This window comes from Paenibacillus sp. Y568 (genome assembly GCF_059445545.1).
In genome coordinates, this window is record NZ_JCAIUM010000004.1 from 216325 (window position 1) to 231655 (window position 15331).

The 15331-nt window shown below is 38.8% G+C and carries 11 protein-coding genes and 1 riboswitch; of the genes, 10 read left to right on the plus strand and 1 reads right to left on the minus strand.

Going from position 1 to position 15331, the window contains the following annotated elements:
* The first annotated feature begins 148 nt into the window (after positions 1-148).
* The 7 genes from AC1D7X_RS07890 to AC1D7X_RS07920 all read left to right on the plus strand — a co-directional run bounded on the left by AC1D7X_RS07890 (position 149) and on the right by AC1D7X_RS07920 (position 11284).
* Positions 149-808 (plus strand): class D sortase, encoded by a 660-nt coding sequence (locus tag AC1D7X_RS07890; RefSeq protein ID WP_495474968.1) that lies wholly within the window; start codon positions 149-151, stop codon positions 806-808.
* Positions 809-907: 99 nt separating this feature from the next.
* Entirely contained in the window at positions 908-5332 is a 4425-nt protein-coding gene (locus tag AC1D7X_RS07895) for a collagen binding domain-containing protein (RefSeq protein WP_495474969.1), read from the plus strand.
* Positions 5333-5546: 214 nt separating this feature from the next.
* Positions 5547-6221: a hypothetical protein gene (locus tag AC1D7X_RS07900; protein ID WP_495455146.1), complete on the plus strand. Its 675-nt coding sequence runs from the start codon at positions 5547-5549 to the stop codon at positions 6219-6221.
* Between the two features lie 163 nt (positions 6222-6384).
* On the plus strand, positions 6385-6774 hold the full coding sequence (locus AC1D7X_RS07905) for a helix-turn-helix transcriptional regulator (protein ID WP_495455147.1): 390 nt from the start codon (positions 6385-6387) through the stop codon (positions 6772-6774).
* 230 nt (positions 6775-7004) lie between these two features.
* Positions 7005-9047, plus strand: a complete 2043-nt coding sequence (locus AC1D7X_RS07910; protein ID WP_495474970.1) for a peptidoglycan D,D-transpeptidase FtsI family protein — start codon at positions 7005-7007, stop codon at positions 9045-9047.
* 61 nt (positions 9048-9108) lie between these two features.
* Entirely contained in the window at positions 9109-9594 is a 486-nt protein-coding gene (locus AC1D7X_RS07915) for a DUF456 domain-containing protein (RefSeq protein WP_495474971.1), read from the plus strand.
* Between the two features lie 58 nt (positions 9595-9652).
* A complete protein-coding gene (locus tag AC1D7X_RS07920; protein WP_495474972.1) occupies positions 9653-11284 on the plus strand; it encodes a putative polysaccharide biosynthesis protein in 1632 nt (543 codons plus the stop codon).
* 15 nt (positions 11285-11299) lie between these two features.
* Here AC1D7X_RS07920 and AC1D7X_RS07925 read toward each other — a convergent pair whose 3' ends face one another.
* The gene (locus AC1D7X_RS07925) at positions 11300-12625 is read right to left on the minus strand and encodes a DUF2515 family protein (protein ID WP_495474973.1); all 1326 of its coding nucleotides are present in this window, start codon (positions 12623-12625) and stop codon (positions 11300-11302) included.
* A gap of 113 nt (positions 12626-12738) precedes the next feature.
* On the opposite strand from AC1D7X_RS07925, the gene AC1D7X_RS07930 reads away from it, so the two are divergent.
* The 3 genes from AC1D7X_RS07930 to AC1D7X_RS07940 all read left to right on the plus strand — a co-directional run bounded on the left by AC1D7X_RS07930 (position 12739) and on the right by AC1D7X_RS07940 (position 15029).
* Positions 12739-13083 (plus strand): thioredoxin family protein, encoded by a 345-nt coding sequence (locus AC1D7X_RS07930; protein ID WP_495474974.1) that lies wholly within the window; start codon positions 12739-12741, stop codon positions 13081-13083.
* Between the two features lie 131 nt (positions 13084-13214).
* Positions 13215-14132 (plus strand): COX15/CtaA family protein, encoded by a 918-nt coding sequence (locus tag AC1D7X_RS07935; protein ID WP_495455153.1) that lies wholly within the window; start codon positions 13215-13217, stop codon positions 14130-14132.
* Between the two features lie 171 nt (positions 14133-14303).
* Positions 14304-15029, plus strand: a complete 726-nt coding sequence (locus AC1D7X_RS07940) for a Cthe_2314 family HEPN domain-containing protein (protein WP_495455154.1) — start codon at positions 14304-14306, stop codon at positions 15027-15029.
* A gap of 88 nt (positions 15030-15117) precedes the next feature.
* Positions 15118-15256, plus strand: a riboswitch (SAM riboswitch).
* Positions 15257-15331: the final 75 nt, after the last annotated feature.

A 15331-nucleotide genomic window follows, 5' to 3' on the forward strand; every position in this document is an offset into this window, starting at 1 on the left:
ATTCAAGTATTTAGTCAGTGTGATGTCATGATTGTTGAAAATTTTGTCGAGATGTGATATTTGTTATAGAAAAATAGAATAGTCAGAACCATACATATTTTATAATATGATATTAATCTTATAAAGAAGTTAGGAATATACATAATCTATGAAAATTAAAACAAAAATCGTATCTATCTTATTAATCGTGATCGGCATCGTTCTGCTATGTTATCCAAAGCTATCTGAAATGGTTGAACAGAAACAACAGCAAAGGCTGCTACAAGAGTGGGAGATTAGCCTCCAAAATATTAATAATGGAGATGATTCTTCGCAAACGAGGAATGAGGAGAGGTCGTCAGGCAATCGTGTCATCGAAGATGATGCAGATCAACTACCTGGAGTAACAGCAAAGGAAGCCTCTTTTCAAGTCGAGAATATGGAAGGCATTCTGCATATCAACAAAATTGGCTTGCAATTGCCTATTCTTCATGGTGTAACGAAGAACAATATGAAAACTAGTGTGGCTAGTATCATAAACACAGGGGAAGTCGGGACGGTTGGTAATTATGCTATTGCTGGACATCGAAATCGCACGTATGGCAGAAACTTTAATAGACTTGATGAGGTTGAACTGGGAGATAAGATTCAAATTGATAACGGAGAAGAACAATTTGAATATACGGTTACGGAGAAGTTACGTGTAAAGCCAGAAGAAGTGTGGGTATTGGAAGCGAATGGTAAAGATAAAGAAATGACATTGGTCACTTGTGATCCTATGATAAATCCTACTCATCGTCTCATTATTAAAGGGAAAATAATAGAATAGTACCAAGAAAAAGAGAAGAGAAGGAGGTATGGCTTTTGGGACCATAATATAAAAAGCTGAAAACATAGTTTAAATAAAAACAAGAGGTGAAGATTCAGAATGAGGAAACGTAACAAAATTGTATACTTATTATTAATGGTAGCTTTAGTAGTAAATCTAGTGGTGCCAACATCAATGGTTATTGCTAATAACTTGCCCGTAACGGACATCAGTAATACGGTCACGGGGGATGTCTATGGAAGTAATGCTAGGATCAGTGCGCTAAGTGTCACGCAGAGTGTGTATGAAATCCCAGTTAATATTATTACAGACGTAGTGATGACGAATGATAAGCAGGAGAATATTTCTGTCGTTCGCCCAGATCAAGGATCGAAGGTACAGATAGATTTCAAATGGGAGCTTCCGGCTAATCATCCGTATTTGGAGGGTTCCACGTTTACTTTCGACCTCCCCAAGCATTTTATACTAGACAGTGAAAAGACGGGTGATTTAGATATCTACGGGACATTTATAGTAACTCCTGAAGGTAAAGTAACATTCACTTTTAGTAAAGAAATTGAGGGTACAGCTGTAACGAATGGGACTTTTAATGTATGGAGATTATTTGATGAGAAAAGTTTCGTTGGCGGTACGAATCAGGATATAGAATTTATATATCAAGGAGAGCGTGACATTGTTCCTGTTCATTTCCTAAGTAAATCTACTAGCGAAATAGATAAAAAGGGAACACCGAATAAAGGAAAGAATGCTAGTGAGATTAGTTGGGAAGTTGATTTTAATAAGGGTGAAAAATCAATAACAAATGCCATTTTTAAAGATGAACTTCCAACAGGACTTACTGTCGGCATGAATTCGATTGAAGTCGTTGAATTAATAGTTAAATTGGATGGAAGTGTAGAAGAGAACACAACACCGTTTATTGGGATTGCGCCAGTGCCTAATGTGAACGGATTTCAACTAGACTTTGGCAATATTAGTAACGCTTATAGAGTGAAGTACACAACAACAATCACAGGTACATCTGATAAAACCTATAATAATAAGGTGACAGTTTCTGGTGATAACTTGCCTAAACCGCAGGAAACATCAAAAGCCGTGGCAGTGACATATAGCATGCCACTTAATAAAAATTCCCCAAAAGGCGGCTATAACTCCTCCACACAAACCATACCCTGGGTGATTGAGTATAACTACAATGAACAGAAGATTGTGCACAGTAATGCATGGATTAAGGACACATTTGACAAAACAACTCAAGCGTTAGTGCCAGGTTCATTCAAAGTTACCGAAATGAAAATTGAGGATAATGGAAATGCGACATCAAAAGGTGTAGTTACAAATTATGATATCGATGAAACCTTAGCGGATGGCTTTCAGTTGGCCTTTAAGGATAAAATTGAATCTGCTTACAGAATTGAGTATAAAACAACATCTATAAATCGTGTATATGGGGAATCAGTTGCTGTTAAGAATACAGTAGAAATGTCTGGTGTCACACCTATCAATACGACTGTAAACATGAATCAAGTGATCTTTAAGAAAAATAATGGAAAAGTAAACTTTAATAAAAAAATAATCGACTGGACCATTGAGCTGAATAAAGACAATCAACTAATGTCTGATGTTGTTATCAATGATAGTTATGCAGCGAGTCAAGGACTAACGTTTCTACCAGATTCATTGAAGATTGGTAGTCTAAAAGAGGGCACTGATTACACTGTAGCTCCTAACTCAAGTTATAATACTGGATTTATCATTACTTTTATCAAACCGATCAACAGTAGTCAGTTAATCTCGTACACGACGAAGTTTGACTCAACCCTAAAGGTTAGCCAATATAAGAACACTGCAGCGTTGGATTGGACAGAAAATGGTGTAAAACAAAAAACAATAACCAAGTACGGTACAGCTGATTCTGATACGTACACGAAGGAAAACGGTAATAAAACGGGTACCTATAATGCTGAAACGAAGGAAATCACTTGGACTATTGATGTGAACTATAATCTTCACACGATTACTAATGCCATGGTTCGAGATTTCTATACAGGAAAGCAAACATTCGTTAAAGGTTCTCTGACAGTGTCTCCCTTGACGCTAACAGGAGGGAACAATGGAGTGAGCGCTGGAGCTCCAGTTACCGTTCCTGATACGGACGTTGATTACACTGTGAAAGACAATGGAAATGATGGTTTTGAATTAAAGTTAGGTCTAATTAATAGTGCTTATCGCATTACGTATAGAACGAGTCTTGAAGGTCATCGAATTGAAGCGACATATAACAATAAAGCAACAATGTATGATGAGAATACTCCTAATGATCTGTTATTTGATAAATCAGCTACCGTGAATCCTTCCCATGGTGGAGAATATGTCAATAAAACAGGTAAACAAGGGACAGGGGCAGATTCAGATTTTGCTTATTGGACCGTTAATATTAATAATAGTCAGTCTCAAGTTGAGGCAGGTGCTAAATTGACCGACACGTTGTCGGCTAATCAAATCCTTGTCCAGGATTCATTTAAGCTTTATGAGACAGATCAATATGGTAAGCTAACCAAAGCAGGAATAGTGTCTGATTCAGACTATACTTTAGATGTTGTGGGAAATACGTTTACGCTTACTTTTAAGAATGAACTTAAGAGAGCGTATATCTTAGAATATAAGTCGTTTATTAATGCGGACCAGAACGACACCATTAGTAACGATGCCAAATTTGAAGGTCAATCGGCTGGAGCAGTAGATAAGAATGAGAATAAATCATTCAAGGTTTACTTTTCAGGAGCTGGAGGCGGAGCTACTACCCCTAAAGGCAATCTGACCATTGTCAAAGTAGATGCAGCTGATCATAATGTCAAACTCGATGGAGCTACCTTCGGTCTTTATGACAAAACGGGTAATACGTTAATTAAAACAGGTGTGACAGATCCAGATGGAAAAGTCGTATTTGATAATATTAAATACAAAGAATACATGCTTAAAGAGTTGGTAGCTCCAACGGGATATTTGTTCGATGTTGATTATAAGGCAGGAAAAGTGATTACATTTAATGCAACCAATTCTACAATCCAGGTTGATAATACGAAAGGTGTTTGGGATTTTGAATTAACAAAAGTTGATGCAACTGACCCTACCAAGGCGTTAGAAGGTGCTCACTTCAAGCTACAGATAAAGAATAATAGTGGAACGTATGAGGATGTAGCTATGTATTCTGATATGGTAACGCTATTTGATGGGAAAATTTCCTATAAGGCACTAGTTAAAGGTGGCAATTATCAACTTATTGAAACAGCTGCACCGAGTGGCTACAAGTTAGATGCAACACCCATTCATTTTACAATCGATCAGAATCAGACATCAACAAAGAAAGTTACGATGAAGAATACAAAGAATGTTGGTTCAGTCGAATTGTTGAAGACGGATATACAAGACGGGAAAGTCCTTGAAGGTGTTGAATTTGATCTTCAAGATGAGAATGGTAAAGTGTTACAGACTGGACTAACAACAGATCAAGACGGTAAGTTGTCTGTAGGTAAATTAAACGCAGGACATTATCAGTTCGTTGAAGTTACACCTCTTCCAGATTATGAATTGAACACAACACCTTTACCCTTTGATATTGTTAATGATGGAGTAACAGTAAATGTAGAGTTCAAGAATAAGCTGACTCCAGGATCTGTGAAATTAACAAAAACGGAAACAGGGTTACCTGGTACAGGATTACAAGGTGCACAATTTAGCGTCTTGGACGAGAATAAAGTGTTAGTTGTGGATAAGGATGGTAACGGATTAAAGGATCTTACAACGGATGTCAATGGAGAACTACGTATTCCAGACCTAAGACCGGGTAAATACTTTGTTGAAGAAACAGTGGCACCAAGTGGTTATATCATCAAGACCACACTATCTGAGTTCGAAATTATTAAGAATCAAGAGACGATAGTAATCGTGGAAAATGACCGATTAATTAGCGGTGGTGGTGGCGGTATAACACCGGGTACACCAGTGGACCCAACACCGGGTACACCAGTGGATCCAACACCAAGTACACCAGTGGACCCAACACCAAGTACACCGGTAGAACCAATACCGAGTACCCCAGTATTACCTAAAGAGAATGTAACAACGCCTAAAGAAACGCCGATTAAAGGTAAGGTTGAGGTTCCGAACGTAAGCATTCCTAATATTAGTGGAGAGCCTAAGAACGGAACAGTTACCATAGATCCGAAAGGGAATTGGGTATATAAACCTGATAGAGGATATATCGGTAAAGACTCATTCGAGATTATCATTACAGATGAAGTTGGACATGAACAAGAAGTCCAAATAAACGTTGATGTAAAAATTATGCCTAAAGATGAAACTGATGGTACGAAGAACGTAGGAACAACCACTCAAGGTCAAACCATGGAAACACTACCTCAAACAGGAGAACAAAGCCATTTGCCGCTTCAGTTGGCGGGACTTAGCTTCATAATTTTAGGTGCAATATTGTTGCTCTACAGAAAGAAACGTTTGCAGTAAATTAGAATGAGTACATGGAAGGCTATCCCTTATAGATGAGGTGGTAGCCTTTTTTTTATTCACTCATTCTCTATTATAAGAAAAACGCATTCAAAGAAAGTTCGTTGATTTCCACAGAAATACTTTAGTTACACTTGATGGGAATGTATGTTCCCTGACAAATATGATGTCAATCTAATATTGGTATATTTATATCACCAAGGAGGTGATGGGTTTGAATACTGATATTAAAGCGACATATACGTGGAACCATACATATGTTTATACCCCTGCCGGAGCAGCTAGCATTTACTTACTTATTGAGTGGAGTGCATTAGAACCATATTCAACCAGGACAAGTTCTATATCGAAACCTTATGCTCGAGATGTTGAATTAAATATATGGCTCGACCCAGTTGTCCAAGTTGTGGCTATTTACGGTTGCGAAGGATATATTCACTCTTCACCATCATCTCTAAAACTGGAACTAGGGAATTTATATATAAATAGCAAGCAAAGTATCGTTATTGAATTTGCTTTCAAACCAAATGCTAAGTGTAAACGTACTGTACTCTCTACCCAATGGAGATACAAAGGAGCAACAAGTGATAAGTTCATAGAACAAGCCATGGAAGAACTATACATGAATTATACGTTTAATCCAGGACTAGTAGAAAAAAAGGGGAATTTCAAGGTAGAAAAGCAAGCGAAGCTTTTAAAAACACCTATTTTATTGAGAGAAGCTATTGCGATATTTGAATTAGGTGATATAGAATACGCTAAGTTTTTAATCAGAAGAAAAGGGGACGAATTGTTATTGTTCGCTGTCCAATCGGGGGATTTAAGACTGCTGGAAGAGGCGGAAAAGATGTATCAATTCATTGAAAACTGTGGAATTAAATCTACATAGTCCTATGAGCATTATTTACTTCACAGAGAATAATAGCTTGATAAAGAGTATAGCTAAATGAAAATAACAACCCAAAAGGAAGGTATTTCCCCTCTGGATGTCGAAAGAACTAGTTATGTTGTTTTATTGATGAGTCTAATTAACTACATCCAAGGGGAATAATATGACTGACAGACTAATCCGTTTAATGCGAATCATTACTCTAATACAAGCCATGCCTGGAATTCTTGCTAGGGAACTTGCAGAAAGATGTGGAACAACAGAGCGTACTATTTATAGAGACATGGATATGTTGAGTGCGATGCATATTCCTATCATTCACCAAGGTTATGGTAAAGGGTATAAGTTTATTGGTGATTTTTCATTGTATCCTTTAGATTGGACAGAGCAGGAAATGTACGCTTTTGCCTCTTTAGCCAACATAATGGATCAGATCAAACCTCTTCTCCCTGAGGAGTTCGAAAGTGCTTTTGAGAAAGTGATGGCCGTGAGTTATAAAAATAGGATTGAGCGAGCAGGTATACATAATCATTCGAATAATCCATCTTTATAATGGGACATTCAATAAAATATAATTTCCCATTCATAACGGTGAAAAGAAATAGATGAGGCTGTATTGTCATTATTGACAGTACAGCCTCGTCTATTATGAAGTATGATAGGGTGTGTTGATGGGAGTTTATGCTATGGTGAAGGCGCCCTTCTTTTATGATAGAATAAGAATGACATTTTTTTTACGGAAATGAGCATCGAGAGGTGTTAATTACAAAAGGGGGATATTCGGTGAGTGACTACGTACCGGATCGAACGCAGCAAGAATCGCCAAAGCACAAAAATAGTTTTAATCTGCGGATCAATCTGTTCTTTTTCAGTACATTCCTTATATTTTGTTTGATTATTGTACGTTTAGCTATTTTGCAATTTGTGGAGGGCCCTACACTAAAAGGTGAAGAAACGAGTAGAGATGTTAAGAATGTACCCATTTCTCCAGCAAGAGGTATTATTTATGATGATAAGGGTGTTAAATTGGCCTATTCCGTACCGACAGAGTCACTGTATATTACTTTAAGTAGTAATTATAGCGATCTTGCGGATGGTACCAAGCGAGATAATTACCCTGAAGTGGAGAAGCTGGCTGAGAAATTAGTAGCAGCCTTTGATAAATACGGAGATCCTAATGGAGAGAAACTCACTAAGGATGACGTCTTAAAGTCATTAGATCTAAACTACAAATTATATTCTGGGTACATACCAAGAAGAATTAAGATGGATTTAGTAGAAGCTGAAATAGCTTATTTCATGGAACATAAGTCTGAATTCCCGGGGATTACGATTGTTGAGGAGAGTATTCGACAATATGATCCGGATACTGTTGCTGTTCAAGCAATAGGATACATTAAGGATTTCAAAAGATCTAAAACGTTGGATAAGTATCAGACCATAACAGACGAGATGAAAGATGGCACACAGACCGATCCAGGTCTAATGTATTCCGAATCGGAGTTTGTTGGATTTGATGGATTAGAATTAATGTATCAAGATGAACTTCGGGGGAAGAACGGTTATATGGAGATCCCGGTTGACCCACGTAATATGCCTGAAGGCGTAGATGCCATTATTGCACCAGAAAAAGGACATGATGTATGGTCAACTATAAATAAAGAGGTTCAGGTTAAAACAGAGCAAGCCATTATGGACCAACTAGATTGGTTACATAAGAATCCTGTATCTGGAAGACTTCATCCGAATGCGACTACGGGTTTTGCAGTGGCAATGGAAGTGAAGACCGGTAAGGTTGTATCTATGGCGAGTATGCCAGACTACGATACCAATGTATGGAGCTCAGGAGCCATATCTTCGGATAATTGGGATAAGGTTCAATATATATACCAGAACGGAACCATTCGTTCCTTTAATTCAGGAAAGAAAGGGTATCATCCAGAGTCTGTCGTACTTCTTGGTTCCACAATTAAGCCACTTAGTGTTCTAATTGGATTAAAGGAAGGGTTCTTCACGAAGAATTATACCTACTATGATACAGGTGCGGCTTATTTCGGTAAGGATGGTAGGGTTCAAAACTCACATGGAAGTGTCTATGGTTCTTTGAGCCCTGCTGGAGCGATTGAACATTCATCGAATGCATTCATGGTAGACATGGTCGGTAAGCCTCTTAATAACAAATACGGTGCTGAAGCCATTGATAAATGGGATGAGTATATGACGGATTTTGGTCTCGGTGTAGTTACGAAAAGTGGTCTTCCTGGAGAGCAGAAGGGAACACGTGAGTATATAAATGATAATGAAAGTATACAGTCCAGAATGGCGTATGCATCATTCGGACAGCAGGGTAAATATACTACGCTTCAATTGGCACAATATACTGCAACGCTTGCTAATGAAGGTAAACGAATGAAACCGCAACTGGTGAGTAAGATTACGGATAATGAGGGGAATGTCGTTCAAGCCTTTCAACCTGAAATATTGAACGTTGTTGATTTCGATAAGTCCTATTGGAAAGTCATTAAGAAAGGTATGAATAGTACAGTGTCTGCATTTGGAGGTTTCCCATATGACTTTGCTAGAAAAACAGGAACATCGACTCAACAAGTGGGTAGGGAACTGGTGGATAATGGTGTATTTATTGCCTTTGCACCACGAGATAATCCAGTATTGGCTGTAGCTGTGATGATCCCTGAAGGTGGGTTCGGATCGAATAGTGCGGCTCCAGTCGCACGGAAAATTTTTGATGCTTATGATGCTGTTTATGGATTAGATGGCGTACCGAAAGGTACAAAGGATAAGGTAGCAGATGGAAGCAATGAGTAAGTTACTCACGATATAGGAATTTTCGAAACGCTCCAAAAAAATGAAGGGGTTGACTAGACGAATGGCTATTCTCGGATGGATCCTGATTATTGCATTATTTGCAGTAGGGCTTGCAGGTGCTGTATATCCCATACTTCCAGGTGCACTTGCCATTTACCTAGCTTTTTTCGTATATGGTTGGTTTTTTAGTTTTGATTCATTTGGCGCATGGTTCTGGATCATTCAGACGTTAATCGTTGTCGTCTTGTTTGTGGCTGATTACGTCGTGGGAGCATGGGGGACTAAGAAATTCGGTGGGTCACGCAAATCAGTCATATTAAGTACCATTGGAGTGATTATTGGCCCGTTTGTGATTCCTGCGTTTGGACTCGTTATAGGACCTTTCCTTGGAGCTTTCATCGGTGAGTTGTTATCAGGTTCTTCTGTAAATAAATCTGTAAAAGTTGGGTTTGGTTCCTTAGTAGGCCTGTTCAGCAGTATGGTGATGAAGATTATTCTGCAGATCGCAATGGTTGTGATCTTCTTTATATGGATTGTAGTCAATTAATTGTACGTTATGTAACGATAGCCAAGAGCTGTCTTCGTGAGAAAGAAGGGGAAAGGGTTTGGCTAAGAAAGAATCTTTTGTTAAAGGCACACTTATTCTAGCAGCCGCAGCATTGATCGCACGTGTGCTAGGATTGGTTCAAAGGGTGCCTTTAGAACATATGCTTGGTGATGTAGGGAATGCATCGTTTACTATCGCGAATAATGTCTATTTAATGTTATTAACTGTAGCAACTGCAGGTATTCCAAGCACATTAAGCAAAATGGTTTCCGAACGTTATGCTTTAGATAAGCCACATGAGGCGAAGCGGATCTACCATGCTGCCTTAATCTTCTCTGCAGTCATGGGGGTCATTATGACGGTGCTACTGTACATATGGGCACCATTTTATGCTGATAATACGAAGACCCCGGAAGCCGCGTTCGCTATCCGTACGTTGGCACCCGCATTATTGCTGTTCCCTACCATTGCCATGATGAGAGGGTATTTCCAAGGACGTAACAATATGATGGCTGGTGGTATCTCACAAATTGTAGAGCAGATCGCGAGAGTGGGTACGGCCATTGTTCTGGCTTACGTACTGCTTCGTACAGGCTATAATGATAGTACGATTGCGGCAGGAGCATCATTTGGTGGTGTACTTGGAAGTATTGGTGCCTTCGGTGTTATGTTGTATTTCACGCTTAAATTACGTAAGCAAGATCGTGAACTCAGTCTGCAAGCAGGACAAGGTGCGGAGCTTCCAATGCTTCGGATTTATAAAGATATTTTCACATTATCTATTCCGATTGTATTAACATCCTTAGCTGTGCCAGCAGTAAACTTTATTGATACTTCCATTCTTAAAGGGTTGTTAATTGGCCAGTCAGGGGATGCCTATGCAACGCAAGTTCTTGGTATTATTGGAAGTCGGGCACAGCCTGTAGCGGGTATTCCACCTATCCTAGCTATAGCTCTTAGTACATCACTCATTCCTATCATATCTGCTGCGTTTGCACGACGTGATCAACCCTATCTGAAGCAACAGATTACATTGGCTATGAGGATTGCCATTCTAACTGGTATGCCCTTGGTTATAGCTCTTTGTACAGCTTCCTATTCTATAAATGGTCTGTTATTCAGTAGTTTGAATGGTAGTGGAATTATTAGTTTACTTACATTTGGAACTATATTTCAGATTACAATGATGACATCCAATTCAATTTTATTGGGGTTAAGTAAGGCTAGGGTGTCGATGGTTCACGTGATGATTGGAATTCTAGTGAAACTTGCGGCGAGTTATATTTTAGCGCCTTTCTTAGGAGTCTACGGTATTATTGCAGCAACAGGGATCTGTTTCCTTGTTATTACATTACTCAATCTTAGACTTCTGAAGAGTATCGTGTCTTTCTCCATTCTTGGAACACGGTGGATTAGCTTCCTAATCACGGTGATTGTATCTGGTGGCGTAGGTTATGGTGTGAATCAAGCAGGTATTCTATTGGTAGATGTTATGCCTGCAAGATTGGCTTTCTTAATCACTTGTATCATCGTAGGTGCTGTTGTCGTCATCATTTACTTGGTGATGCTAATTGTATTAGGGGTTCTGAGAGAACAAGAGCTATCAAGTTATCCAAGAATGCTACAAAAAGTATTTAAACCACTTATGCGTTTGCAACCCAAACGTTTGCGGAACTATGAAAAAGGTTAACATCTCCTACAGAAATTATTTGAAACCTTGGACGATATCATGTGCTAATGCTGTTTTTTGAATCGCCGATCGATGATCATGACTCATCTCAATGAGAAAAGGGCGTATAGGCTTAGAAATGTACTGTGTAACATTCTTATTCTTCAGCCAATCATACTGAGGAATCGGGTCATAAGGCATATCGAACCACACATCGTTGAGTACAGGACTGTATATCCTCTGTTCCGGTGGTAACCATTCATGTTCTAACAGCTCTGAACTCTCTGAGGGAGAATTCAGAGCTGTTTCTTTGTTTGTAGTAAATAATTGTGGCCAATATTCACTTCTTGAACCTTGGTATGTCGTATGTGTGGCGAAAGAAGTTACTTGATCCAGCACATCCTTGTATCCAAAAAGGAGACTATATAGAGATTTACCGAGATTGATTCTCTCTTCGATCTTGCCGAAGTTCTCTAATACTAAGCCTACCAATCCTGGGTTAGGAGTAGATTCTAGCTTGTCCGTGGTAGTTAGTGACTTCTTACTCAAGGGAAATACGATTTGATTCACATGTGCAAGATGATGGAGCTTATATCCAGATTGTTGAAAGACATTCTTCTGGAAATAGCTATGTTGTACGACTCGGCCCTCAATATAATACTGTTCATTTATGATTAACCCAACAGCTAATAAAGCACCATTCCGATCAATCCAAAAGTTATTCCAAAAAGAGTTCATGAATGTAGACACATGAAACTGGGGTAATAGATGAAAATAACTACAACCATGTCGTTTACTATGTATGTAAAGAAGTAGTTGAGGATAGGCATCTTGAAAAATAAGTGCATTACAGCGCTCTAACATTCGGTAAATATCATCTCTAAGCGTGTTGTTGGTCAGGTCGGCCATTAATCCACCTTTGAGGTCGCTCATATTCCACCCTCCGTTACGTGAAACCATATGAGCTAACAAGGCCCAGTGGAGCTCAGGATAGGCTTCGTAACATTGCAGATAGGCTTGGGTACGTGTGATATTACTTTGATTAGCAGATGCCGTAGCGACCTGTATATCTCTTATAATCAAATTATCCAAGTCTGTTAAGGGAGTATCACGTAACTCTTCTTTGTAGATATTAGCATCTTTAGAACGATTTGTTTCATCAACTGTTCGTTCTATTTGATTCCTAATAAGTTGTGCTGCAGCATCATTCCATTCTATTTTTTGGGAATGTTTATGAAATGGACGTGATAATTTCCAACAGGCATATTTTCCTTTAATGACTTCTGTAGTTTGTTGGGGAAGCGTTTTTAAAAGACTCAGCATTTCACCGATAACGTGGGCATCCGAATGCTTGTCAAACATCGTTCTACGTCCTTTCTAACTTTAGAGTTCTATTCTCAGTATGTCTCAATTATTTGACTTCCACTCCCAATTTTGGTTCACTTATATAAAAATAGTAGGAAGGAATGATCTAAATGGAAAAAATAACATCTAAGGCGCAATTTGATGTGTCTATTCAATCTACAAGATTAACCATAGCTGTATTTAAAGCCGATTGGTGCTCTGATTGTAAATATATAGATCCTTTCATGCCTGAAGTGGAAGAGGAATACTCGAAGCAATTGACGATTGTGGAAGTGGATGTCGATCAAGTAGGTACGGTGAGTCAAGAACAGAACATTATGGGCATACCTAGTTTCGTTGCTTACACAGATGGAAGAGAACTTGTTAGATTTGTGAATAAACTTCGTAAATCTCGTGAAGAAATTGAACAATTTTTGGATAGTGCATTAGACGTGTATAACTCCATCCATAAGTAAAATCACACACATCACTCCAGCGAGAAAGGGGTGATGGCTTTTTTTGTGTTTATCACATGGGAGGCTATGGATAAGCTATACTTATTAGGTATAATGAAGTGAATATAAATTTGATCAGCAGGTGAGATATATTGAATACCAAGCAATTAAAATGGCTCAGTTATGTAACTTTTTTTGTAATGTTTTTTGCTACATTCGGGGGGACGGTCGTAACAAGAACTGGCTCAGGTCTTGGATGTGGACAGGAATTCCCATTGTGCCACGGAAAGTTTATTCCTGCACATACGGTTGAATCATTGATAGAATATTCACATCGTTTAGTTAGTGGACTAGCTGGATTGCTGTCGCTGGCTGTGGTTATTGCCTTTTGGATGTACAACAAGCGTAAAGATCTAAGAGTGTATTCGGTGATGACACTCATATTTGTTTTGGTACAAGCAACGATGGGAGCACTTGCCGTTGTTTATAACCAGTCTTCCGCTGTACTTGCTTTACATTTTGGATTTTCTCTCATCGCATTTGCGAGTTCTTTAATGTTAGCGCTAGGAATTCGTAGGTTAGACAAGGCTAAAGGTGTCTTTAATCTAATGAATCTGCCACGGGTAAGCCGGTCGTTTCGAAATTTGACTTGGCTAACAACGGTGTATTGTTATGTGGTAGTATATGTTGGCGCTTTTGTCAGTCATTCAGATTCTGCAGGAGGATGTTCAGGGTGGCCTCTCTGTAACGGGGAATGGATTCCGGAATTGTCCGGTGGTGTCGGTATCGCCTTTATGCATCGAATTGCCGCGTTAGTACTGTTTATTCTGATCGCAACGTTAGCCCACTTTGCTTACCGTCGTAACCGTGGGAATCGTGAAGTACAAATGTTGGGTATCGCTGCACTAACGCTTTGTCTTCTACAGGTACTAAGTGGTGCAATAATTATTGCCACGTTATACAATCCAGAATTGTATATATTCTCAGCATTACTCCATAATCTACTCGTAGCATCATTGTTTGGCGTTCTTTGTTACCTTAGTGTTAGAGTATGGCAGCTAAGTAAATAAATCTGTCCTGACTTTAAAAGTCCTCGATCAAGTTTACGAACTTATTCGAGGGCTTTTTATAAATAAGCTTATATTTCAACGCTTATACTTGTTAGTAGCGAAAACAACTTTTGGGAATACTAATTAGCATGCAAAGAACTTTACTGAAAAAATGATCAGGGAGACCACGCCATGCTGAATGAGTTATTTGGAGACTTATCACATAAGATTAATAATCCCTTAGTGGATAACGCTTTTAAAGAAATGGAGCACGCGATACAATTACTGCAAAAGGAAATGAATCGATATGAGGATCCAACTCATGACTTACGTAAGTTAGAGATCTGGACGCGTGGATTGGTAACCTCTCTAATGGAGTTAGACGAAAGCTATGCGGCGGCTGAATTTTTTAGGAAGTCCATTAGTATTGCTGGGTTCATGGATGATATGTCTCCTACAGAACAGGTGGATTACGCGCGATATGTTTATTTTTATAAAAATGGATTTATCCGAGTGTTTGCAATCCTGGACAAAGTGGGTACTTTTCTAAATGAAGTGTATGACTTGCAAACAACGAAGGTTAAATCTCAATATTCCTACTTTACGGTATTACGCCAATTTTCATTTAAACATACCCATGAACCACTTGGACAGTTACTGGTATCGATTAGGGAGGAATATCGAGAGCCGATTCATGATCTTAGGAAGCGCAGAAATGCAGAAATTCACTATATGAACGTGGAAATGGAAGACGATCTTTGGCAACGACATCAAGGGTTACATGACAAAATTATTCTAGAAGATGTTGATACACATTTGTTGGATCTGAAGCTTGGGTTAGATATGGTGAGTAGAACGATTTCGACAGTATATCATTATACGAGTGAACAATGGATACGCAAAGTGATCCAAACATAATAGCTGAATCATTGCCTGGACATAATTTCTTTTGACAAAGGTAATAAATAAATTTATACTTACAATACTTAATTTCATAAAAGTTATTTTCTTATCAAGAGAGGCGGAGGGATAGGCCCGATGAAGCCCAGCAACCGATTTGAAGAGCGAGGCAGTAGGTCTCGTATCTGAAAATGTTAGGTGCTAATTCCTTCAGAAGCGTATAACGCGACTCTGGCAGATGAGAAGAAGGCATTGTCTTTACACAAAGAGAGCCCTTTTTCATTCTGAAAAATGGGCTTTTTATATTGTTTGGGTATTTT